General features: G+C 41.5%; 22 protein-coding genes. 11 read left to right on the forward strand and 11 right to left on the reverse strand.

All coding sequences use genetic code 11. The annotated features are described in order from the left end of the window. Positions 1–4: 4 nt before the first annotated feature. The 5 genes from hemN to SD427_RS11895 form a co-directional block, all read right to left on the reverse strand. Positions 5–1,363: an oxygen-independent coproporphyrinogen III oxidase gene (gene hemN / locus SD427_RS11875; RefSeq protein ID WP_320558012.1), complete on the reverse strand. Its 1,359-nt coding sequence runs from the start codon at positions 1,361–1,363 to the stop codon at positions 5–7. Between the two features lie 90 nt (positions 1,364–1,453). After that, a complete protein-coding gene (locus SD427_RS11880) occupies positions 1,454–2,365 on the reverse strand; it encodes a sialate O-acetylesterase (protein ID WP_320558013.1) in 912 nt (303 codons plus the stop codon). 95 nt (positions 2,366–2,460) lie between these two features. Further along, on the reverse strand, positions 2,461–2,859 hold the full coding sequence (locus tag SD427_RS11885) for a hypothetical protein (RefSeq protein ID WP_320558014.1): 399 nt from the start codon (positions 2,857–2,859) through the stop codon (positions 2,461–2,463). Positions 2,860–2,862: 3 nt separating this feature from the next. Next, positions 2,863–3,876, reverse strand: a complete 1,014-nt coding sequence (locus SD427_RS11890; protein ID WP_320558015.1) for a glycosyl hydrolase — start codon at positions 3,874–3,876, stop codon at positions 2,863–2,865. Positions 3,877–3,931: 55 nt separating this feature from the next. Continuing rightward, positions 3,932–5,452 (reverse strand): APC family permease, encoded by a 1,521-nt coding sequence (locus tag SD427_RS11895; RefSeq protein ID WP_320558016.1) that lies wholly within the window; start codon positions 5,450–5,452, stop codon positions 3,932–3,934. Positions 5,453–5,617: 165 nt separating this feature from the next. On the opposite strand from SD427_RS11895, the gene pnuC reads away from it, so the two are divergent. From pnuC to SD427_RS11920, 5 genes are all read left to right on the forward strand, one after another. Then, a complete protein-coding gene (pnuC, locus tag SD427_RS11900; protein ID WP_320558017.1) occupies positions 5,618–6,283 on the forward strand; it encodes a nicotinamide riboside transporter PnuC in 666 nt (221 codons plus the stop codon). Between the two features lie 4 nt (positions 6,284–6,287). Beyond that, positions 6,288–6,914, forward strand: a complete 627-nt coding sequence (locus SD427_RS11905; RefSeq protein WP_320558018.1) for a hypothetical protein — start codon at positions 6,288–6,290, stop codon at positions 6,912–6,914. An 88-nt stretch (positions 6,915–7,002) separates the two neighbouring features. Beyond that, complete coding sequence (dapF, locus tag SD427_RS11910) at positions 7,003–7,788, forward strand: diaminopimelate epimerase (protein ID WP_320558019.1); 786 nt, start codon at positions 7,003–7,005, stop codon at positions 7,786–7,788. Positions 7,789–7,809: 21 nt separating this feature from the next. Continuing rightward, positions 7,810–8,835, forward strand: a complete 1,026-nt coding sequence (mltG, locus tag SD427_RS11915; protein ID WP_320558020.1) for an endolytic transglycosylase MltG — start codon at positions 7,810–7,812, stop codon at positions 8,833–8,835. Between the two features lie 166 nt (positions 8,836–9,001). Continuing rightward, complete coding sequence (locus tag SD427_RS11920) at positions 9,002–11,512, forward strand: TonB-dependent receptor domain-containing protein (RefSeq protein ID WP_320558021.1); 2,511 nt, start codon at positions 9,002–9,004, stop codon at positions 11,510–11,512. 63 nt (positions 11,513–11,575) lie between these two features. On the opposite strand, the gene SD427_RS11925 is transcribed toward SD427_RS11920, so the two are convergent. The 4 genes from SD427_RS11925 to SD427_RS11940 form a co-directional block, all read right to left on the reverse strand. Continuing rightward, the gene (locus tag SD427_RS11925; RefSeq protein WP_320558022.1) at positions 11,576–12,043 is read right to left on the reverse strand and encodes an adenylyltransferase/cytidyltransferase family protein; all 468 of its coding nucleotides are present in this window, start codon (positions 12,041–12,043) and stop codon (positions 11,576–11,578) included. Positions 12,044–12,068: 25 nt separating this feature from the next. Beyond that, entirely contained in the window at positions 12,069–12,833 is a 765-nt protein-coding gene (locus SD427_RS11930; RefSeq protein ID WP_320558023.1) for a methyltransferase domain-containing protein, read from the reverse strand. An 11-nt stretch (positions 12,834–12,844) separates the two neighbouring features. Beyond that, positions 12,845–13,867, reverse strand: coding sequence for a UDP-glucose 4-epimerase GalE (gene galE / locus SD427_RS11935; RefSeq protein ID WP_320558024.1), 1,023 nt, complete (start codon positions 13,865–13,867; stop codon positions 12,845–12,847). Between the two features lie 488 nt (positions 13,868–14,355). Beyond that, a complete protein-coding gene (locus tag SD427_RS11940; RefSeq protein WP_320558025.1) occupies positions 14,356–15,480 on the reverse strand; it encodes a DegT/DnrJ/EryC1/StrS family aminotransferase in 1,125 nt (374 codons plus the stop codon). Positions 15,481–15,566: 86 nt separating this feature from the next. On the opposite strand from SD427_RS11940, the gene SD427_RS11945 reads away from it, so the two are divergent. Beyond that, entirely contained in the window at positions 15,567–17,183 is a 1,617-nt protein-coding gene (locus SD427_RS11945; protein ID WP_320558026.1) for a S8/S53 family peptidase, read from the forward strand. 44 nt (positions 17,184–17,227) lie between these two features. Here SD427_RS11945 and SD427_RS11950 read toward each other — a convergent pair whose 3' ends face one another. Further along, positions 17,228–17,965, reverse strand: a complete 738-nt coding sequence (locus tag SD427_RS11950) for a hypothetical protein (RefSeq protein ID WP_320558027.1) — start codon at positions 17,963–17,965, stop codon at positions 17,228–17,230. Between the two features lie 9 nt (positions 17,966–17,974). Then, entirely contained in the window at positions 17,975–20,509 is a 2,535-nt protein-coding gene (locus tag SD427_RS11955) for a phosphoenolpyruvate carboxylase (protein ID WP_320558028.1), read from the reverse strand. Between the two features lie 379 nt (positions 20,510–20,888). On the opposite strand from SD427_RS11955, the gene SD427_RS11960 reads away from it, so the two are divergent. The 5 genes from SD427_RS11960 to SD427_RS11980 all read left to right on the forward strand — a co-directional run bounded on the left by SD427_RS11960 (position 20,889) and on the right by SD427_RS11980 (position 24,782). Further along, positions 20,889–21,293: a membrane lipoprotein lipid attachment site-containing protein gene (locus SD427_RS11960; RefSeq protein ID WP_320558029.1), complete on the forward strand. Its 405-nt coding sequence runs from the start codon at positions 20,889–20,891 to the stop codon at positions 21,291–21,293. A gap of 44 nt (positions 21,294–21,337) precedes the next feature. Then, a complete protein-coding gene (locus SD427_RS11965; RefSeq protein ID WP_320558030.1) occupies positions 21,338–21,943 on the forward strand; it encodes a hypothetical protein in 606 nt (201 codons plus the stop codon). Between the two features lie 235 nt (positions 21,944–22,178). Next, entirely contained in the window at positions 22,179–23,342 is a 1,164-nt protein-coding gene (locus SD427_RS11970; RefSeq protein WP_320558031.1) for an iron-containing alcohol dehydrogenase, read from the forward strand. Positions 23,343–23,578: 236 nt separating this feature from the next. Then, positions 23,579–24,040 (forward strand): lipocalin family protein, encoded by a 462-nt coding sequence (locus tag SD427_RS11975; RefSeq protein WP_320558032.1) that lies wholly within the window; start codon positions 23,579–23,581, stop codon positions 24,038–24,040. An 85-nt stretch (positions 24,041–24,125) separates the two neighbouring features. Next, the gene (locus SD427_RS11980; RefSeq protein WP_320558033.1) at positions 24,126–24,782 is read left to right on the forward strand and encodes a GDSL-type esterase/lipase family protein; all 657 of its coding nucleotides are present in this window, start codon (positions 24,126–24,128) and stop codon (positions 24,780–24,782) included. The last annotated feature ends 54 nt before the right edge of the window (positions 24,783–24,836 follow it).

Consider the following 24,836-nt stretch of genomic DNA (forward strand, 5'->3'; position numbering starts at 1 on the left):
CAGATCAGATCGTCATGGAGAAAATCCTTGTTTCCGGCTTGTTTCTCATCATCCTGAGATCAAAAACCATTGCCACATTCCGGGTAAATGCCCTTCCTTTTTCTGTAATCTGTATATGGCTGTCATGAATTTCCACCAGCTCATCTTTCTCCATTTCTTTCAGCATTTGAAATGCATGCTGCAGTTCGGGAAAGGAATTACCGGCATCAAAAGTTGTTTCAAGCTGGCACATTAAATTTAAGATATGCCTTCTTACCACCAGGTCTTCTTCATTCAGGATGTGGCCTTTCACGACAGGAATTTCACCTGCCTCTACCATTTTCTGATACTCCTCAACGGTTTTTATATTCTGTGCAAAGGCATACCATGAGTCAGAAATGGCGGACATACCGAGGCCTACCATCAGCTGGGTTTTGCTGGAAGTGTAGCCCATGAAATTCCGGTGCAGCTTTTTCTGAGTCAGAGACTGGTACAGGTCGTCATGTTCCAGGGAAAAATGGTCCATTCCCACTTCAATATACCCAAGTTCCTCCAATAGTTTTTTCCCGTCTTCGTACAGGCGGCGTTTTTCCTCACCGCTCGGAAGGTCGTTTTCATCAAAACCTCTCTGTCCCACGCCTTTTACCCACGGCACGTGTGCGTAAGAATAAAATGCCAGGCGGTCCGGTTTAAGCTCCATAGTCTTACGGATGGTATTTTCCATTGCTTCCCAACTTTGATGCGGGAGTCCGAACACCAGGTCATGGCTGATGCCGCGGTACCCGATTTCTTTAGCCCATTCGGTTACTTCCTTTACTTTTTCAAACGTCTGGATCCTGTTGATGGCTTTCTGGACTTTCGGATCATAATCCTGCACGCCGAAACTCACCCTTCTGAATCCGAGGCCGTAGAGTGTTTCCAGATGTGCTCTTGTGGTATTGTTCGGGTGCCCTTCAAAGGAAAACTCGGGCTCTTCTGCGATTTCCACCGTTTCAAAGATCCCTTCCAGTAAAGCTCTTAAATTTTGCGGCGAAAAGAAAGTAGGTGTACCGCCTCCCAGATGCAGCTCTTTTAATTTGGGCTTTTCATTGAAAAGGCGGAGATACAGCTGCCATTCTTTCAGTACGCTTTCCAGGTACGGGATTTCAACGCTGTGCTGTTTGGTAATACGTTTATGGCAGGCACAGAATGTACACAAAGCCTCACAGAAAGGCAGGTGGATGTAAATAGAAATCCCCTCTTCTGCATTGCTCTCCCTGAATGACCGGATTACACTCTGCTTCCAAAGCTCCGGTGAAAACGAGCTTTCGTCCCAGTAAGGGACGGTGGGATAAGAGGTGTAACGCGGGCCGGGAATATTATATTTATCTATTAAAGAATTCATTGCGGGTTTCAACTTTTTAGATGAACTTCAGGATAGAAATTCATTATGCAAAATTAAATATATCTTATGAATTTTGAATAATGAAATATATTAGGGTTTTTTTTCGAAATTTATAATGAGTCTAAATACCTCTTCGGCAAACTTCTTCCCCATATCAATATAGCCTGCGCTGTTGTAATGCCACGGATCATTGCCATAACCGTAATTTTTGGTAGACCGCACAATGGCTGCATTTTTATCTTTCTTAACAAATTTCTCCTGTGTATACTGAACAAGCTCACCCGTTTTCCAGACTCTCCCGGAAGGGTCTTTCCCGGAATCCGAAATTTTACCGATCACTACCGGAAGGTCATCCGCCAGCAAAGCGGCCCTCATCTGGTTCATTAATATTTTCAGGTGATCATAATAAGCACCTGCAATCGCTTCGGTATAGCTGGCATCGCCTTCACCCTGCATCCAGAGAATCCCTGATGGGACGATGATGTCTTTTTTGCCGTCTTTATCAATATCTGTTTCCGACAGGGCATTTTTCATCGTTTTTAAGAAATGATCATATTGGTTGAGCCCGTTGGTTCCGTAATAATCGGCATCCCAGCATCCGAAATTTGCTTTTGCGGCACTGTCAATGGATGTTCCTTCCCTGGCGTATTTAATCAGCGCAATTCTATCATTGGGGAAGAGTTTCTTCATCTCTCTGGCAAAAGACAGCTCCAGACCGAAACGGTCTGAAAGGGTATTTGTTTTTCCGTCTGATCTAAAACCGGTTCCGTTGCCGGGCTTCAGCACCTCCCATTTCCCGGTTCCGCCGTTCAGATCTCCGTCCGGGACGGAATTCCCCTGAAAGATGTAAACGTCTTTAAAGATTTTAAGATCATCAGGCAGGTCTTTATTGTAGCCGAAACCGTTCATATTGGATTGTCCGGCGAGAACAAAAACCCTGACTTTCTGGGCATAGAATAAAGCAGGAATCAGTAAAAGAAATAATATTTTTAAGTTTTTCATGCACAAAATTTAATCAAAGGTAAAGCGAATAATGCTTTAAATAAAGTCCTGTGGAAAGATATGCTCTATAGTAAGAATTCAGATACTGAATCAGGTTATCTTCTGTCTATCCAATGAGGTTCCGGAATGGATTCGAGAAAAACTTTCCACTCTTTTAAAATGGCCAGGAAATCCGTAACAGGCACCCTGATCTCAGTCCCGCCTGTATTAAATACGGCAGCAGGCGGATCCGGCGGATGATTTCTTATTTCGACAGATTCCGAATCATGGTAGCCCCAGATCGTGTAGTTTTCAAAATCAAAAGTATAATCCAGTGAATTAATTTCACCTCTGATATGTTCTGTAAGTTCCAAGCCGTTTGGCTCCAGAAAGCTTGCAATTTCATGATTTAAAGCATTTCCGTTAATATTACTCACACCAATACAAGGTCTCCTGGTAAAACCGGGCATTTCGGAAATACAAAAAGTTAAATTATATTTTTTTGAAGTATTCATCTTTTAAAACTGCAGTTTCATCACAGAAATTTTATCTTTTCCTGCAAAAACAATTGTGTTTCCGTCAATCCACTCACAGACAAAAAACCCTTTTTCATCAGAAATCTTTTTCCATGTCTTACCGAAGTCTGAAGAATAGCTGATGTGCCGGTCTCCCACTGAAACAATCTCTTTTCCTCCGGACCCGGGTTTGATTTTTACACAGGTAGTGTATCCTGCATTCTGCCCTGAAGCCTGTACCTGCCAGGTTTTCCCTGCGTCTTTTGTGGTAGCAATGTTATTGATGTTTGCCTCCTGTTTTGTATAGTCTCCGCCAACTGCAATCCCGAACCGGTCATCTGAAAAATCAATAGAATAGATGCCCTGCGAAGATTCACCCTGCACAAATGGGGTATTAAAAACTTCAAAATCACCTTTTTTAAGGTTTAACCGCAGAATTCTGGAAGCTTTTCCGCCGGTAGCGATCCACAGGTAGTTTTTTGTGGAAGCCATATTGGTATTGCTGGCTGCAAATGCCGCTTCCCCTTTCTCCAGGATAATCGTGCTGCTGTACATGCTCCATTTTCCGTATTTCCACTCAGCCAGCTTCAGTCTGTTATCGGTACCGGCATCACTGAAGGCAAATGCATGTTTCTCATTTACAAAATGCAGTGCATCATAAAAAGACGTTTTGGCAGTATCTGAATATACAATTTCAGCGGTCAGGTTTATTTTACTGATTTTAAAAAATTCAGCAGGACTTTCAATATTTACCGCATAGAAGGAATTCTTATCCTGGGCCAGTGTCCGGAACTGCAGTTTCTTTTCAGACAGCTGAATCTGTTTCTGATTCTTTGGGTTTTTCAGGTCAACAAACCCGAATTTTGAATCCGTGCCGCTGTACCAGATCTTACCGTCATACAATTCAATAGCTCTGATGCTGATTTTATCACTGAATAAGGTTTCGAATCTTTCTACCTTCTGGGAAAACATCATCATACCCAAAAGCGAAAATATAACAGGAAATATTTTTTTCATAGTCTTACAAAAATAAAAAAACCACAGCATGCTGTGGTTTTAATTTAAATATTTTTTATAAATCGGTATCAGGTTTCTGCAGTGGTTCCTGTTCTGCTTTGAAGGTCTCGCCGTACCCGACTTTATGAAGCTTACTGTTTCTTAGACTGTAGGTAAAGTAGATGATCACCCCTAAACCAAGCCATGCCATGGAAAGGTATTTCGCTTCGTGGCTCAGGTTCCAGATCAGGTAAACATTAATACAGATTCCCAAAGTAGCAATAACAGGCAAAGCAGGCACCCTAAAGGTTCTCGGCAGCTGCGGCTCCTTTTTTCTCAGGATCCAAACGGCTACACATACCATGGTGAAGGCAAACAATGTCCCGAAACTTGTCATATCTGCCAGTTTACTGATTGGTGTTAATGAGGCTACCGTTGCAATAACAAGCCCTAAAAGCATTAAGCTTTTTGCCGGTGTTTTTCTTACCGGGTGAACATCGCTGAACATCTTAGGGATCAATCCGTCCTTAGACATTCCCAGGAAAATCCTGGACTGCCCCATGATCATGACCATTAATACAGAGATCAGACCTACGGTTGCTGCAATGGTAATGATATAACCGGCCCAGCCCTGGCCTGCAATTTCAAATGCATAGGCTACAGGTGCTTTAATGGCATCCGGGTATTTACCGTGAGGATCAAAATTCTGGTAGTTCATCATCCCCGTAAGTACCAAGGATACCAAAATATATAGGAATGTACATACCAGAAGCGAAACAATAATCGCAAAAGGAACATCTTTCTTAGGATTGATGGCTTCCCCGGCCTGTGTAGAAACGGCATCAAAGCCTACATAGGCAAAGAATATGGCTGCCGCCCCGGAAACAACGCCCTGGAAACCGTATGCTTCTTTCATATTTTCACCTTCCATTACCATCTGCTGTGCAGGGATAAAAGGATGCCAGTTCGCCGTATCAATAAAAAACACCCCGGCAATAATCACAAACAATACCGCTGAAACTTTCATGATAACGATAAGGTTGTTTGCTTTAGCGGCTTCTTTTGTGCCTCTAATCAGGATGGAAATAACGAATACAACAATAAGAAAGGCAGGCAGGTTCATGGAAAAACCTTCTCCCGCATAGCTTGCAGGATCTGAGGTAAGGTAATCCGGCAGGTGGAGCCCGAACATTTTCAGCAGTTTATTGAAATAACCGGACCATGAAACGGCCACTGTCATGGATCCCATGGCATATTCGAGGATAAGACCCCAGCCGATAATCCAGGCGAAGATCTCCCCTACCGTTCCGTAGGCATACGCATAGGCAGAACCTTCCACAGGTAATATGGAAGCGAACTCAGAATAACATAAAGCTGCAAAGACACATGCAATCCCTGCAATGATGAAAGATATTGCTAAAGCAGGACCCGCATGGTAATAGGCACCGGTACCCGTCAACACGAAGATTCCCCCCCCGATGATGGCGCCGATGCCGATGGCTGTAAGACTCCATTTTCCAAGCACTCTTTTAAGCTGACTACTTTTAACATCATTCTCAAAAGCACTCATGGGCTTTTTCGTCCAGATTTTTGACATATTTTATTATTTATTAAAGATTTACGAAAATATAAAAAAAATAGAAACTTTAACGTTTATTAATAAATTTAAAACAATATTTATACATAAAAAATTTTAAAATTCTGATTTACACATTATTTAAACCATTTTCAGGAGCGTAATTTTTTGTTTATTTTTGGTGTCATGAATTTATATGACCTCTTCATAAAACCTTATGAAACCTACACTTCTATACAGGTCTTTTCAGAAGCCTTTGCCGCCGTTTTCGGAATTCTGAGCGTTTATTTTTCAATTAAAAAAAACATCTGGGTTTATCCTACAGGAATCGTCTCCACCCTGCTTTATGTCTATATCCTTTTTGATTTCGGGCTGCTGGGCGACTGTATGATCAATATTTACTACACAGTCATGAGCATTTACGGATGGATGCTGTGGGCCGGAAGCTCAAAAGACCACATCCATGTGGAAGTTTCCCGGGCAACTGAAAAAGAATGGCGGTTCGGGATTTTACTTTTTGCCTTAAGTTTCATCTTAGTAAGTGCAGTATATTACTACAAACCTTACATTGACAACGGATTTTCAATGGCCGGTGCAGATCTGGGGCTTTATCACCTGGACTGGGCGAACTGGCTGGACGTTATGACCACTTCCGTTTTTCTGGTGGGCATGTGGTTTATGGCCAAACGTCGTATTGAAAACTGGATCTTCTGGATTATCGGGGATTTCATCTGCATCCCGATGATGATTTATAAAGGTTTAGGAATTACTTCGGTTCAATATTTGGTATTTACTGTAATGGCAATCCTGGGATATGCTACATGGAAAAAAAGTTTAAATAAAATGTATTAAAGTCATGAAAAATTTATTAAAAATAGCACTTAGCGTAATCACCATATCAAGTTTAACTTCTTGTGCAGTGTATTCTGATCCTGCGGTAAGCGGATACGGAGACCCATATTATGATAACGGTTCTTATTATGCCCCTCAGGGATATTACGGAAACGGAGGATATTGGGGAAATGACGGATATTATTACAGAAACGATGTCAATTACTACTATGATAACGGAACGCCTTACTATTACCAGAATTACGACAATTCCAGAAGAAAAGTATATGTAGACCGGAGATCAACTGCCTCCGGACAAGGAGCAACCAGTTCACAGAGGCCCAATAACGGTTTCAGAGGCGGCGTGCAGGACGGCCCTACGAATAACGGCAGTTCCAATACCGGGTTCAGGCAGAACAACGGCAGGCGGAACAACAGCCAGAGGCAGAACAGCGGATTCAGAAACCAGCAGCAGAGTACACCGAGAACGCAGAACAACAGCGGCGGATTCAGGAATAATTCTTCCACAAATTCCAATACCAACTCAAACAGCGGCGGGTTCAGGAACAGTACGGGGACAACCACTACGCAGCAAAACTCTTCATCGCAACAGAACAGCACCCGTAATACAAACAGCGGCGGATTCAGATAAGATGGTTATAAATAAAGAAACGGACAGCTCACACTGTTCGTTTTTGTTTTAATTGTAGTAATTTTGCACGTTCATTTTTAAGACCGATATGAGAGCAGAAAATATAGAATTTTATAAATACCAGGGCACGGGAAATGATTTTGTCATGATAGACAACCGTGACCTTCAGTTTCCTAAAAACAAAGAAATCATTGAGAAATTGTGCGACCGGAGATTCGGGGTGGGTGCAGACGGACTTATCCTGCTGGAAAACGATCCTTCGTACGATTTTAAAATGGTATACTATAATGCTGACGGCGGCGAAAGCACCATGTGCGGAAACGGCGGAAGATGCCTGGTGGCATTTGCTTTCTTTCTTGATATTTTTGAAAACAGATGCCGTTTTATTGCTATTGACGGAGAACATGAGGCAGAGATCCATGATGGGATTGTCAAATTAAAAATGATTGATGTTGATACCATTTCCATGGAAGGCGAAGCTCACGTAATGAATACAGGTTCACCCCATTATGTAAAATATGTTAAGGATCTGGTAAACTACAATGTCTTTGCAGAAGGACACGGAATCAGGAATTCTGAAAACCATAAGGAACAAGGGATCAATGTCAACTTTGTAGAGAAAATATCGGATGATGAAATTTTCGTAAGGACCTATGAGCGTGGGGTTGAAGATGAAACCTACAGCTGCGGGACAGGTGTTACGGCTTCGGCTTTAACTTTTCTGCAAAAAGGACATCTAACCTCAGTAAAAGTAAAAACCCTGGGAGGGAGTCTTAAAGTATATGCTGAAAAAAACGGGGATTCTTTCATGCATATTTGGCTGGAGGGCCCGGCAAAGCAGGTTTTTAAAGGAAAAATCAACCTTATTAATTAATAATAACTTTAATCATAGTACATGAAAAAAGCTATCCTCATTATTATCCTTCTTGTTTTTGTGATAGGCGGATTTTTCGGTTTGAGATTGTATACCAAATACTTCGGGAATAATATTGAAAAAGACGGTTACGTGCTGATTCCCCATAGTGCAGGGTTTAAACAGATCCTGGATTCAGCGGCGAAATATGTTGACGATAAAGAATCTTTTGAAGCGGTTGCCCGGGAGAAGGATCTCGAAAACAGTTTTAAAGCGGGACGTTATCATTTTCAGAAAGGCCTCGGTAATGCAAAACTTGTGAATATGATCAAGGCCGGCAACCAGACGGAGAACAGCTTCAGGATCGGCGATTTCGGGGATGTTTACCAAATGCTGGGTAAAGTGACCAGAAAAACAGAACTGGATTCTTTGAAGTTCCTGGACGGACTCAATACCATTGCAGCCGAAAAAGGTTATAATAATGCAGAAGACCTTAAGAAATATTTCTTTATCGATACCTATAATTTTTTCTGGACTGTAAGCCCAAAAGATTTTTTCAACAGGTTCAATGACCAGTATAACGAATTCTGGAATGCTGAAAGAAAAGCAAAGGAAGAACAGACAGGGTTAACAAGGGATCAGGTGTATGCACTTGCGTCTATTGTGTATAAAGAATCCGGAGGGAAAAAAGATGAAATGAGAACCATCGCCGGCCTGTACCTGAACCGGTACAGAAAAGGAATGAAATTACAATCTGACCCAACGGTCATTTATGCCATTAACAAGCAGACCAACTTCAAAGAACCGATTAAACGTGTGTTCTACAAACATCTTTCAACCCCGTCACCGTACAATACCTATGCTAATAAAGGAATTCCGCCGGGGCCGATCTGCATCGTGGATAAAAACTCTGTAGACGCTGTTCTGAATGCAGAAAAAAACGATTATATTTTCATGTGCGCCGATCCTGCAAGATTCGGGTACCACAAATTCACGGCAAGTGCCGAGCAGCATGCCATTAATGCAAAGGCTTACCAGGACTGGCTGAATTCTAAAAATATAAAATAGAAAATAAATTTAACTTTATTTTAACAATTCAATAATTAACATTTCGCATCTTAAAGCGACTTATGTACTATAAATAATAAATTATACTTAATATCCGGGAATAGGCAGGTTAGCAATTTCACAATATTAAGTTTAATCTTTCACGGTTTTACACAAACAATACCTTATGAATCAGACGGAAATTATTAACATTTTTACAAAAAAAACCTTAGGGCTTACTTTTGTACTTTCGGCGGCGGCATTTGCCTTTGCACAGGAGAAGGTCGGTATTTCCGGGTCGGTAGTCAATAAGAGCAACCAGCCCGTTCCTTATGCTTCTGTTACATTCAGTAACAAAGCAAATAAATTATTCAGTGACGCAACGCTGACCGATGAAAAAGGCCAGTATAGGCTTGACCTTGCTCCGGGAGCCTATGACATTACCATAGAAGCCATCGACTATAAAAAAAGTGTTGTCAATAAACAGATTACCGCAGCAGGAAATATCGGGGCCTTGTCCGTCGATCCTGAGACCAGTGCGACAAATCTTAAGACAGGAGATATTCAGGGTGTGGTAATCACGGCTCCTTCTACCAAGCCTTACAAAGTAGAGCTGGATAAAAGAACCTATGACCCTTCCCAGGATATTGTAAGCAAAGGAGGAAACCTGCAGGATGTACTGTCCAACGTTCCTTCCGTTTCAGTGGATACCGATGGTACGGTTTCCATGCGTGGAAGCTCCAATGTAAGGTTTCTTATCAACGGAAAACCTTCTGCCCTTCTTGGTATTGATGACGGCGCCAATGCCTTGCAGAGCATCCCTGCAGACCAGATTGAAAGAATCGAGGTGATCACCAACCCGTCTTCAAAATTTGAAGCCAGCGGAACGGCTGGGATCCTGAATATTATTTTAAAGAAAAGCAAGAAAACAGGGTTTAACGGAAGTATAACCGGAACTTTAGGGTATTTGCCTCAGACTAACCTGAATACGAACCTAAGCTGGAGAAAAGGAAACCTTACCTGGTTCCTGAACGGCGGCGGCGGGTACAGGGAATCTAAGAATACCAGCAGAAACAATGCTACCTATTTCGACGCTGTTAATGCTACCGACAGGTTACAGGCTGACCAGGAGTCTATCACTGAAAGTAAAAATGACAATTACAATGCTACGACAGGCCTTGTATATGATATTTCTGATAAAACTTCGGTAAATGCATCCGGGACCGTTAGAACCTTCGACAGCTCCAATTATGGAAATGTGTTTTATAATTACCGTCTTTTGGATGGAAGTACCCCTTCAACAAGAAGAGAAAACACAGGCTCCAATAATAATTTAGCTTTTCAGGGTGATTTTGGCTTAGACCATAAGTTTGATGACAAAGGCCAGAACCTGTCATTATCATTAAGTTTACAGAGCAGCAGATCATATAATGATACCAATGTTACGCAGACAGAAAGTAATATTGAGAGGCTGACTAATCTCATCAACCAGGATACCACCAATAAAACTTTGGTAGGGAAAGCGGATTATGAACTTCCGATCGGTGAAAATTCAAGGATTGAAGCCGGTTACCGGATTGACATCAATCAAAATTCATATGACAATGATGTGTCTCAGAAGAATGCGCCTTTTCCGGATTATTACTTTTTACCGACATTTACCTACAGAGCCAATTACAGGGAAGTATTTAATGCAGGGTACGTACAGTTTAAAAGCAAAATCGGCAACCTTGGGTATCAGTTGGGCTTAAGGAATGAAAACTCCCAGATAGATATCAAATATCAGAATCTAGATTTTTTCTCGCCCAGGATTGATAAAACCAAGAATTACAACAACCTGTTTCCAAGTGTTTTCTTAAGCTATGAAATTGCAAAAGACAATCAGTTCTTAGTTAATTACTCAAGAAGGATTGACCGTCCGCGATCTTTCTTTCTTATCCCGAATCCAAGCTATACGGATAACCAGAATATATTTGACGGAAATATTGATCTGAACCCATCGTATGTGGATTCTTATGAATTCGGGTACAGCATCTCAAAAAATAAGTTTACCGTTAACCCTACTCTATATTTCAGGCATTCTACTGACGATGTAAAAATGCTGGTATATTCCACTGATGACGGAGCGTTTCATACAAAACCGATCAATTTAGGAACAGATGACCGCTACGGTTTAGACCTGAACTTCAACTGGGATGCTACAAAATGGTTGAAATTATTGGGTAATGTGGATTTATTCGGGTATAAGACAACCGGAATTTCTGATGCTCCGGAACTGAACGGAGAAACAATGTCTTTCGAAGGTTCAGGGTTCTCGTCAAGAGCAAGATTAACCACTACTTTTAAGATTGACAAAACATTCAGCTTCCAGTTCCAGGGCTTTTACAGAGGCGCTCAGAAATCTGAAAACCAGGACAGAAAAGATATGTATGCCATTAGTTTCGGTGCTTCAAAAACAGTGCTGGACGGAAACGGGACGCTCAGCTTCAATATCCAGGATATTTTTAATACCAGAGCCATGAGGAGCATTACCAAAAATGCCAGTTTTGTAAGAGACTCTTACATGCAGTGGCAGCCTAGGCAGTTTGCTCTGTCATTCACTTACAGGTTCAAGCAGGGTGAAAAAATAGACCAGCCTAAAAGGAAAAAAGACATCAATGCCAATGCGGCAGGTGATGACCAGCAGGCACCAATGTAAACCGGTAAGAACAAACATACATCTATACAAATAAAAAATCCCGAAACGTATTTCGGGATTTTTTTATTTTACAGCTTCATCTTCCTGAGCCTGTAGTTTTGAAAGCTTGGCCAGTTCTGCCTCATAGATTCTTTTTCTCAGGTCACTGGAAGAAAACCGGTGGTCCCTCTTATTGTAAAAGATTTCAATTCCCTTTTCTTCACAATATTTTTTTCCTGTGAAATCCCTGTCAAGATAATCATCACCGATGATTCTTACATCAATCACAAAAGATTTCAGGATATCCTGAAGGTCTTCCTCCGTGTAATAAGGGATGATTTCGTCTACAGCATTTACTGCGCGTAGCTGAATATACCGTTCCACGATAGTCTGGGTAGGTTTGTTTTTAGTAGGCCGGTCGTGTGATGGATCGATCTGCAGACCAACGATCAGGTAATCGCAAACTGTTTTTGCCTCCTCCAGCATCTTGATGTGACCGGCATGCAATAAGTCAAATGAGGAGAATGTGATGCCTATTCTCTGTGTTTTCATACTAATATCCAATTATGTGTTGATTTTAAAATGTTGCTGAAATAAAGGTTCTTTTAAAAGGATAAAAGACCGGTGATTTCATAAAAATATGTTTTAGTTCTCTTTTATAATTTTCTTTGAAGCCTTCCTGCAGATCTCCGGGAAGCATTTCCATATAAGGAATCATGGCTGTTCCCGAAGCCCAGGTGAAAACAGCTTCTGCATTATCCATCACAAGAGGATAAACTTTCTCAAAAACCGTAATTTCACTGCCCCGATGATCAAACATAATCCAGGCATAGGCTTCAGTTTTCAAAACGGAATAGTGTCTCTCCCATGAACCGTAAGCTGATTTATAAGGTTCGGTTTCCGCTACTTTTCTTAACAGCTGATGTACGATAAAATCATGATTGGAAGGAACCTGAACGGCCAACTGTCCGCCTTTGTTAATTTTACTGATAATTTCCGGGAATAGTTTTTCATGATCGTCGCACCATTGAATGGCTGCATTGGAAATAACCAGGTCAAACGTTTGGTCTGACTCCAGCTGCTCTTCAATGGTTCTCTGATAAAATTTTAGTTTGTCTGTTTCAAGAAGCTTTGCTTTTTCCAGCATTTCTGAAGAATAATCAATCCCGGTAATTTCTGATCCCGGTAAATAATCCGGCAGTTCTGAAGTCAGTTCACCCGTTCCGCAGCCCAGATCAATAACTTTCAGATTGTCCCTGGGAATAACCAGTTTTAAGAGGTCAAAAAACGGTGCAGACCGTTCTTTTTTAAATTGATCGTAAAGTTCAGGATTCCAGGCCATAAGTAAATTATTTAAACATTCCTAGATACCAGATAGTTCTGCCACTGCCAAACAGACTTTAATGCTTCTTCCAGGGAAGTTTCAGATTTCCAGCCGAGTTCTTTCTCTGCTTTGTCAACATTGGCATAAGCAACGGTAATATCTCCCTCCCTACGGTTGCAGATGTGGTATTTAACTTCAACATTGTTTGCTGTTTCAAAAGCTTTGACCACTTCAAGAACTGAAGATCCTTTTCCGGTCCCCAGGTTAAAAATATCAATCACCGCTTCAGCAGAATCGTTGTCCATCAGTTTTTTTAAGGCAGCGACATGGGCTTTTGCCAGGTCAACCACATAAATGTAATCACGCACCGCTGTTCCGTCTTCCGTAGGATAATCATTCCCCCAGATGCTGAGGCTTTCACGGATTCCGGCAGCAGTCTGCATCACATAAGGGACCAGATTGTTCGGGATCCCGATAGGCAGTTCACCCAATTTTGCAGAAGGATGCGCCCCGATCGGGTTAAAATACCTCAATAATGAAATTTTGCGTTGGTATGCCTTGGCAAAATCAGTCAGGATTTCTTCTCCCATCTGCTTGGTTTTCCCATACACGCTTTCCGGCATTTTCAGAGGGGTATTTTCGTCAATAGGCATCTGGTCTGCCTGCCCGTATACCGTGCAGGATGAACTGAAGATAAAGTTGGAAATCCCACGCTCTTTAAATTCCTGCAGGATGTTAATCAGAGAAAACAGGTTGTTCTCATAATAATCAACAGGCTTCAGCTGGCTTTCACCCACTGCTTTTGAAGCGGCAAAATTAATGCAGCCGTCAATCTGGTGTGCATTAAAAACCTGGGTAAGAAGTTCTCTCCTTTTTAGATCAAAAGGGTAAAAGACCGGTTTTCTTCCGGTAATCTCCTCAATATTTCTTAAAATAAATTTTTCTGAATTCGATAAGTCATCAACGATCACTACTTCGAAATTGTTATTTAAAAGTTCTACCACCGTATGTGAACCGATATATCCGAGACCTCCTGTTACGAGTATTGCCATGTATTAATTTTTGGGCTTTGCCGATGTTTAATTTCCGGCTTTTTTATGTGTTTATGTTTTGTTATATTAAAGAATATCAATAGATTCAAGCCATTTGACATTACGTGCATTTCCGTATCAGATTATATGTCTTTTATTTCATATCAATTTAAAATAAAATAGATAATAATGTAAATACTGACATTTTATGATATACGTGATTAAATTTTTGAATTTTTATTTAAGAATCAATAAAATTCTATTCGATAGAAACTCAAAAAACGGACCATTGTTATCAATAATCCTTACTTAACTCTGTGATGTGGTATTTATTGATCCATTCCCTTAATGCAGCGGTTCCTGTTCGTCAAAATCAAAAAATCATCAACTAATTCCTGACCCGTTTTTAAATGCAGATTTATATACTATATTTCCATGCATCGGTACACATCCAAACAAGAGACTGAATACCGTTCCGAAAAAAATATAACCCTGAATTTAATGCGTAATTATTTCATAAATTCAAGCACGGCTTCCGTAATGTACTTTAGCTGTTCATCATCCAGTTCGGTATGCATGGGAAGTGAAATTACCTGTTCCAGCAGCCTGTCTGTATTTACAAAATCCGCATCATTGCTTTCCTGGTAATAGGCCTTCTGTTTTCTCAGGGCTACAGGATAATAGATCATGGCCGGAACATCTTTTTCAGTCAGGAATTTCTGTAAGTCATTCCTTTTTCCGTTCACGATCCTCAGGGTATACTGATGGAAAACATGAGACGAATTTTCTGCTCTTTTGGGAGTTAAAATATGTTCTTGCCCGGCAAAGGCCTCATCGTAATAATCAGCTGCTTTTCCTCTGGATTCGTTATAATGGTCAAGATGCGGAAGCTTTTTCCTTAAAATAGCCGCCTGCACGCTGTCTAACCTGGAATTTACCCCAACTTCATCATGGTAATACCTTTCATACATCCCGTGGTTGACAATCCCTCTTAAGCGGTGGGCCAGCTCGTCATTATTGGTAAAAATAGCACCGCCGTCTCCGTAGCAGCCCAGGTTTTTGGACGGGAAGAAAGAAGTGGTGCCTACTGTTGACATCGTACCCGCTTTTTTTACCGTACCGTCTGAAAAAGTGAACTCTGCACCGATGGCCTGTGCATTATCTTCAATCACATACAGGTTATGCTCTTCTGCAATCTTTAAAATCGCTTCCATATCAGCACACTGCCCGAAAATATGTACAGGAATGATTGCTTTTGTTTTAGGCGTAATTGCTTTTTTAACAGCTTCGGGCGAAATGGTGAACGTATCGTAATCAACATCTACCAGAACCGACTTAAGCTTCAGCAGGTGAATGACTTCCACAGTGGCTGCAAATGTAAAATCTGCCGTGATGATCTCATCTCCTTCCTTCAGGTCAAGTGCCATTAAGGCTATCTGGAGGGCATCCGTACCGTTTGCACAGGGAATCACATGATTTACATCTAAATAAGACTCCAATTCATTCTGGAAAGACTTTACTTCCGGGCCGTTGATAAAAGCCGCAGAATCCATTACATTTAATACCGCATTATCCACATCATTCTTTATTTTGTAATACTGACTTTGTAAGTCAACCATTTGAATCTTTTTCATAGATAAATATTTCTGTAAAAATAAGGAATTTAAAATCCTATCAAAAATTTTATTGATTTTGTTTTATCTTTATACAAAATAAAGATATGAAAAAAACTTTACTTTTTTGTCTTTTAGCAGGTTACTCTGCCGGTTTCGCACAGACCTCGCTGGTTTTTGTGTTTTTCAAAGACAAGCCGAACAAGGCTGTTTTTTACGCCGATCCCCTGTCTGAACTCTCTCAGAAATCCCTCAGCCGGAGAACGGCATTGGGCATAGCCCTCAATGACCAGGACGCGCCGATTGAACAGTCGTATATTCAGAATGTCCAGACTCTGGGTTTTACGGTTACGGATTATTCAAAATGGCTGAACGGTGTGGCCGTAAATGCAACGCCTGCCCAGATAGCTACCCTTCAGGCTCAGGCGTATGTGCAGTCGGTGGAAAGCTTTGCCAAAAATACGTCCGGCATCCCCAAATATAAAAATGTCAATAAATGGGAAACCGTTGCTGACGGTTCTGGTTCTGCCAATAAAACCTTAACGACATTCGATTACGGTTCCGGTTCCGGACAGATCGACCAGGTCAATATCCGCCCGCTCCATCTTGCAGGCTATACGGGAACAGGCGTAACCGTTGCTGTGATTGATGCCGGATTTCCTTATGTTGATACCGGTTCTGCCTTTTCAAGATTATGGACCAACGGGCACATCAAAGGCGGCTATGATTTTGTGACCAAAGGGACCGATATTTACAACACTTCGATCAGCAACCATGGCTCTGTGGTTTTAGGTGCTATCGGAGGATACATTCAGGGTACATTCGTCGGAGCCGCGCCGGATGCTGATTTTTACCTGTACCGAAGTGAAAATGCTGCAGTGGAAATTCCCGAAGAAGAATTATACTGGATTGAAGCTGCCGAAGAAGCAGACCGGAAAGGTGTTGACCTCATCACCACTTCTCTGGGCTATGCCACTTTTGACGATCCGAAATATAATTATACCTATGCAAACCTGAACGGAACCACCTCCTTTATCGCAAGAGGTGCTGAAATTGCCGTCAGTAAAGGGATCTTCACCTTATTTGCCGCCGGAAATTCAGGTGCGCAGCCCTGGCATTATATTTTAACCCCGGCAGATAATGCAAAAGTATTTACCATCGGGTCCGTAGATGCGGCGGGCGCTTCTTCAGATTTTTCATCTTATGGCCCCAATGCTTCAGGTGTTATAAAGCCTGATGCCAGTACAAGAGGATCCAATGCAACTTCCGTTAATAACAGTTCGACCGTCCAGGTGAACGGCACTTCAATTGCCACGCCGATTGCCACCGGAGGGGTCGCCTGCCTGCTCCAGGCATTTTCCACCATGAACAGAGATGCTATGAGAGACCGGCTGAGACAAACCGCCTCCCTGTATCCGAACCACACCAATCAGATGGGTTACGGGATCCTGAATTTCGGAAGTTTCTACAATACCGTACTTAATACTTCGGAAACGGTTCAGGTTAAGCAGCTGAGCATTTTCCCCAATCCTGTTAAGGACATCCTGAATATTGCAACGGAAAAAGAAGTACTGTCAGTGGAACTGTATGACAACCTGGGAAGGCTGGTTATGAAAATTGATCATCAGAAATCGGTAAAGGTTGGGGATTTTCCCAAAGGCGTGTATTACCTTAAGATCCTGACTAAAGATAAAATCTTTTATGAAAAAATAATAAAGGAATAAAATAAACAAAGCCTCTCGTACATGAGAGGCTTTGTTTATTTTGTTTACGTCAGGTCAAGTTCATCGAAGTCCTTAATTTCAGATAACACAACAGGTTTCTGAGCCTTAATCTTTGTCCAGGTTTCTTTAAAAACCTCTTCTCCGCTGTCCGCATCCTTATTTGTATTCTCTTTGAACTGTTTTTTGCCGGTCAGGAAATTGATACTCGTTTCGCTGTTGATCACCGGACCGAAATTATCGCTGGAATCATAACCTATCAGTTGGAAATCAGAATTCCTGTACTGGAAAGTATAAGTCCAGTAACCGTACCTTCCGTGTCCGTAATGGATATATAATTTATTCTTCTCTACCGATACGTCGAGTTCCGGGGCAAAATAAATCCCGCCGTCTTCATTTTCTGAAGAAAAACAGGTCTTATTCTCTGTGATCAGCTGGTAACTGTCGTTTTTGGTTTTAAACAGCACAATAATGCCGCGGCGGTTCCGGTCCAGTGTTCCCCGGTATTTATCCATAACCACTTTATCTTTTTCCGTTCCTTTGATGATCAGGATATCATCATTCATTCCGTCATTATTCAGGTCTCCCTGAATTTCATCGAACAGCACAAACCCTTCCGGCAGGAAATCCGCCGGTTTTTTCTTTTCCTCAACTTTTATATGGTCTTTTACTGCTTTTTCAAGAGACTGTGCTTCATTTCCGGCAGCAGGCGGCAGCTTATCTTTTTTTGATTCTTTACAGCCTGCTGAAAACATCAGGGCAATTATTAAAACAGGTATCCTCATATTTAAATTTTAAGCTGAATTCCTGCTTGCATTAATATTCCCGAACAGCGAGCGCATCACCAGTTTCTCATAAGCTTCCCTGTTTCCTTCACCTTTCTGGATTTTCATCAGGGCATACTGCTGGATACTCAGCAACGGCAGTACGATCTTCTCACGGATTTTCACGGATTTCCTTGATAAGGCATCTTCTTCCTGAAGCATGGCAAAACCGGTCAGTTCCAGCATGATTTCCTTGGAAAGCCGGTATTCATCAAACAAGACCGTCCAGAACGGGCCGAATTTAGGGTTGTTTTTAATATAATAGGTCAGCGGGAAATACGTTTTATTCATACTCATCATGGAGTTGAGCACCAGCGTTCTGAAAAAGTCTGAGCCTTTGTATAATTCCCTCACCTCATCAAACCTTCCCTGTTCCTTAACCTGCTGCATGGCAAACCCGAAACCGAAAAACCCGGGAACATTCTGTTTCAGCTGTGCCCAGGATCCTACAAACGGGATGGCTCTCAGGTCTTCGAATTTAAGCTCGTTTCCGCTGCCTCTTTTTGACGGGCGGCTTCCGATATTGGTCCTTCCGTAATATTCCAGCGTGCTCATTTCCTGAAGATAGGGCACAAACATAGGATGCGCTTTAAGATCCGAATATTTCTGATAGCTGATATCGGACAATTCTATCATCAGGGTCCGTTCTTGTTCCGTTAAATCTTTTTTGGCATTTTTAAAGACATCATTTTCCACACCGGCCGTCAGAAGCTGCTCAAAGTTGTATTTCGCCTGTTCCTTGTTCCCGAAGATACTGGTAATGGTCTGTCCCTGAATCGTCAATTCAATCTTATTATTGGCAATGGTGCTTCCCTGCGAAGCATAAAAGTCATGGGTTTTTCCGCCTCCTCTCGCCGGCGGCCCGCCTCTTCCGTCAAAGAACACCACTTTAACCCCGTTCTGTTCAGAAAGCGCGGTAAGAAGTTCTTTGGCTTTGTAAATCTCCCAGTTGGCCTTCAGGTATCCGCCGTCTTTGGTTCCGTCTGAAAAGCCCAGCATAATGGTCTGCTGGTTCCCCCTTCCTTCCAGGTGTTTCTGGTACACCGGGTTCCGGTACAGCTCGCTCATTACATTTTCTGCATTGGCCAGGCCTTCCATGGTTTCAAAAAGCGGAACAATATCCATATTGATCTCTTCATCTTTATACCCGCATATCCTGAAGAATGCATAGACATTCATAACGTCTTTCACGGCATCGGAATTGGAAATAATGTACCTGTTCATTCCCCTTGTGCCGTTCATTTGCTGGATTTGCGCGATCTGCGTAACCGTAAGCAAAGTATCTTTAACAATATCTTCAAAGTCTTCCGGATCAACCGTTTCAGACATCTGAATCAGGTGATTGAACTTTTCTTCATAGCCGGCTTCTGTATTCCCGGATGTTTTGGCAAAAACTTCATCAATAACGGCCTGGTGAACTCTGCTGTCCTGCCGGACATCCAATGTCGCAAAATGGGTCCCGAAAATCTTTACACGGTCCCTGAAATCAGTCAGCAGATCTACAAACAATGAATTGTGATCTTCCACAACGATCTTCTCTGCTTCGTCAATCCTTCTGATGATATCTTCCGCCGTAATTTTTTCATTCCTGAAAATGGCTGCATACAGTTCATTGCTTAATTTCCCTAAAACTTCGGAAACACCTCTGAAACTGAGCCTTCTCCGCACGGATTTGAGGTTGTTGTAATAGGCTTTTAAAATTGCGGAATGCAGTTCTTGTGCTACTCTTTTGGTAACATCCGCGGTAACGAAGGGGTTTCCGTCTCGATCACCTCCCGGCCAGAACCCCAGCTGGATTACGTCTTCATGCAAATGGAAATGATCATTGCCGAAAGTTGATTTGATCTTGGTAAAAAGCTCCCCGATGGTATCGTAATACACATACCTCAGATAATAGATGATGCTCATGGCTTCATCAATAGGCGTCGGCTTTTCTTTATTGACGAACGGGGTTTTCCCTAATTGCTGGAGAAGCATATCAATATCAGTTACCGAATCTCTGGTAATGGCATTCCTGAGATCATGCAGGATTCTCTGTACGGAATTGGGGTAAAACTGCGTGGGATGCGCCGTGAAAACAATTTTAACGGCAAAATCCTTCAGTTTCTCACGTACTTTTTCAAGCTTATGGTCCTGCAGCGAGCGTTCATATAAATGGGTTACCGTTCCTTTATCGCTCTCGGAATGCAGACCTGGAAAGGCTGCATCTTCAATACTGTCAAAAAGGACTACCTGCCTTTCGATATACTGGATGATCTTAAAAAGCAGCTCAAGCTTCTGTTCTTCCGTCTGGAGGCTGGTATGGTTTTTAAAAAATTCTTCTACGATTTCTTCAGGGGTTTTTCCTGCTTCGTAACCTGCTTTGCTTTCTTCGCAAAGAAACGGGAGCAGCATCCCGATGTTGGTCATTTTATCATAAGGCAGGCTCATAAACAAAGAATTGTAGATCTGGAATTTATTTTCCACGATCTGCCTGAATTTTTCTGCGCGTCGGTCGTGTCTCATATAACAAATGTAGGGGATTTTGATTTGAATTCAAATGGTATCCTGTTAACTAATTTAAAAATAAAAATGTATTTTTTTATGATTATTGATTAGTTTTGACAACTTTTTAACCGGCATGGTCAAATTTAATTTCCATATTAAAACAAAGATTCTATTTATATAAAAGATGAAACTGTAGATTATAAAATTGTTGCTTTCAATGAACATCAGCTGTATACTCTTTATAAAACACAGAAACAGATTAGGTAAGATCGCGGAATAAAACGATATCTCGATGTCGATGTATATTGATAACAGTATATTCTTTTTATTATAATTTTGAATACCAGCACCTAATGATTAACTTTACTTTACGTTTCATTTGCCTAATCCTTTTCTCATGAAAAAAATATTTATATTCTTTTTACTGACCTTAATTCTGACAGCCTGTGGTGACGACTGTTATAACGCTCCTCAGCCGATTGTTTTTGAATTCGTTGATGATCAGGGCGAAAATCTGATTACTAACGGAACCCTGGATCCGTTTTCGGTGAGCGACGAAAACCAGGTGGGTATACCGCTTACCAAAACTTCTGACGGCAAGGTGATTTTAGAGAATGTAGGGGCTTACAACGGGACAAAAAACTATACATTTTATTCCGCGGTCAGAGTTTTTAATTTTTCAATCCAGTCATCCGAATTTAAAGGAGGCTGTGACGGATACCAGATTAATAAATTAACGTTTACCGGGGTAGGCATTGATGTAAAAGACGAACACGGCTATTACAAAATTATCCTGCAATAAAACTCAGGATCATCATTATCATCATCATCATCATCATCAAACCTATGAAAATTATTTCAACCGTATTGTTTCTGGTATCCGGGTTACTGTTTTGCCAAAATACCGTTTACCGGGACTTTAAAAAGATTCCGGAAATCCTTGACAACCCTGAACTGCTCTACCCTTTTATCATGCCGGACAGCAAATACCAGTACTGGTCTGTATTCCGGAATAATCCGGATCCGGATTTAGCGGTAGTCTATGAAAGCCAGATGCCGCCCTACATGACCCTTAATGATCCGGTACCGGAGAAAGGCTTTTTTCAGAAATGCCTGGGCAAAGACTGCTTCTCTTACCTTATGGCCTGTGAAAACGGACGTTCCGTGTATTTCTTGACCGAACAGCAGTTAAGGGATTTCATAGGATCCGTGGATAATCTGCCGGAAGCTGTTCTGATTGCGAATACCTATGGTTTCAGTGTTGATGCAGACAACGGGCTGGGCAGCTCGTATAAAACAGATGACCAATATATTTCGCTGTACCTTTCAAAAACAAAAACCTGTCCGCTGACCAAAGAATCTTTCCTGATCAGAATCAACAGGAAAACCGGGAAAACGGACTCTAAAAGCAACGGAATTTATTTCAAAAGCAAAGAATGTATAACGGGTTAAGATCTGAAATGCAATTTTACTGACTCATGTAAAATATTCATTAAGAAAGGTTTACTGCTGTGGGATAACAGAAGCTGTTCTTATTGATATTTTTATTTTTCAATTACATTTTGATTTTTATTAATTATCCAATTATTTGATCGTTTTTATAAAAACCGGTCATTGGGATTTTAAAACTTCTTTAACGTTGTATTCAGGCTCTATTCCGTACATTTGGATTAAATAAATCAGAACAATGCTTAATTTTGAGTTTAAGAATCCAACAAAAATACTTTTCGGGAAAGGGGAAATCGCTAAAATTTCAAAGGAAATTCCTGAAGACGCCCGAATACTGCTGATTTACGGCGGTGGCAGCATCAAAAACAACGGTGTATACGACCAGGTAAGAGAAGCCCTTGCAGACCATGAGTTTTATGAATTCGGAGGCATACCTGCAAATCCTGAATACGAAGTCCTGATCTCTGCGCTGGATTTTATCAAAGAAAAAAACATCACCTTCCTTCTGGCAGTAGGCGGCGGTTCGGTTATTGACGGTACGAAGTTCCTGTCTGCAGCAGCCAACTATGACGGCGAGCCCTGGGAAATTTTAAAGAAACCCGTGCGGACTTTTGAAGGCGAAGGACTGCCTTTCGGAAGCATCCTTACGTTACCGGCAACGGGTTCTGAAATGAATTCGGGCTATGTGATTTCGAGAAGGGAAACGAATGAGAAGCTGTCTTCGGGAGGCCCGGGACTTTTCCCTCAGTTTTCAGTACTGGACCCGGAAGTGGTAAGAAGTATTCCTGAGCGACAGATCGTAAACGGATTGACCGATGCCTATACCCACGTTTTGGAACAATATATGACCACCACTTCTTCGGCAGACCTTCAGGAGAGAATTGCCGAAAGTATCCTGATCAGCATTCAGGAAACGGCTCCGAAAGTGCTGGGCGGCGATTTCGATTATGATGCAGCCGGAAACTTTATGTGGTGCTGTACGATGGCCCTGAACGGACTGATCCAGAAAGGCGTGATTACCGACTGGGCAGTGCATGCTATGGGACACGAGCTGACCGCCTATTTCGGAATTGACCATGCAAGGACGCTGGCCGTTATCGCTCCGTCGCATTACCGTTACAACTTTGAATCCAAGAAAGAGAAGCTTGCACAGTATGCAGAAAGGGTTTGGGGAATCAAAGGTGGGTCTGTGGAAGAAAAAGCGGAACTCGGAATTAAAAAACTGGAAGAATTTTTCCACAGCCTTCATATTCAGACGAAGCTTTCAGAATATACAGAAGATTATAAAGGCACTGCCGAAAGGGTGGAAAAAGCATTTACGGAAAGAAACTGGGTGGGCCTTGGCGAACACAAGGCACTGACTCCGCAGGATGCACGCCGGATTGTGGAAATGAGCTATTAATAAAGCCGGAAACTGTAAAACAGGTTATTGGAAATATTTATTCATCAAGCGCTTCAGAGTCTTAATAAATTAGAAACTGAAATTTAAAACAGTGATAAAATTTTTAAACGCCTGCTTTCTCTTTCCTCTTACCTTTATAAATTTGTCTTTTCTGTAACCGTTGGTTTAAAAAAGCGGAATTTCATTACTGATATTTCAAATTTATTTATATTTTAGCATATTCTAAAATTTGTGAAATGAAAAAACAGTTACTTTTATTTGCCTTTTCAGCATTGGCGCTTACTTCCTGCGAAGATGACGATATCAAGGGTTATGAAATGGATATGATGAAAGGTGAGTGGAAAACCAGCAAGACAGAACTTATTTCCGGAAAAGACGATAAAACGGTAATTGACACTGTAGTTCCTGTAGGCTGCTCTGCGAAAAATATTACGGAGTACAGAACGGATTATTATGCAGCATACTCCGCTTATGCAGGAGTAGGTACGGACTGCCAGTTAAGCGCTAAGTCAGAAGGCACTTACGAGTACAATGCCGACACCAAGGAACTGGTTATTAAATATGACAATGACAGCTCCAGAAAATATCAGGTGGTTGTGCTTACAAGCTCTGAAATGAAACTGAAACAGATGTTCGGAAATGTTGATGAAGACGGAGACCAGATTATAGACGTAACGTATATCTCGTATAAGAGATAAGATAAATAAAATAAGACAGACTCCCGGATTTGCGGGAGTTTTTTATGAAAAAGAATTTTAATAGAACATAAAAAATTATTAAAAAATGAAGAAGACTTTAACCGCATTTTTATTGCTTACTTTCGCCCTTTTCTTTTCACAGGAAAAAAAACCGATGTTCTGGCAGGACATCCAGAACTTTAAAAAAACGGATCAGCAAGCCGCACCGCCGAAAGATGCCATTCTGTTAGTCGGAAGCTCATCTTTTACCAAATGGACGGATGTTGACCGGTACTTTCCCGGTAAAACCATTATCAACAGAGGTTTCGGCGGTTCCAGGCTGACTGATCTCAATGATTATGCTGATGATCTATTAAACCCTTACCAGCCCAAACAGATCATTGTGTATTGCGGGGAAAATGATTTTGCCGACAATGATCAACTCAAAGCACAAACGGTGGTTGACCGTTTTAAAACATTTTATAAAAAAATCAGATCCAGGTTTCCGAAGGTTGAGGTAGATTATATTTCCATCAAATATTCTCCGAGCCGCGAAAAGCTCTGGCCGCAGATGAAAGAAGCGAATCAAAAAATTGCCGCTTTCATGAAAAAGGAACCTAACGCAGAATATATTGACATCACTGAAGTTATGCAGGATGCTAACGGCAAGGTACGGAACGATCTTTTCGTGGAAGATATGCTTCATATGACACCGGAAGGATACCAGCTCTGGACTTCGGTCATGCTTCCTTATATGAAATAAAACATACACAGTGTATCTTTTGAATGTAATTATATAAAGAATAAAGAACTTACA

Source organism: Chryseobacterium sp. JJR-5R, from assembly GCF_034047335.1.
In the GTDB taxonomy this organism is placed as follows: domain Bacteria; phylum Bacteroidota; class Bacteroidia; order Flavobacteriales; family Weeksellaceae; genus Chryseobacterium.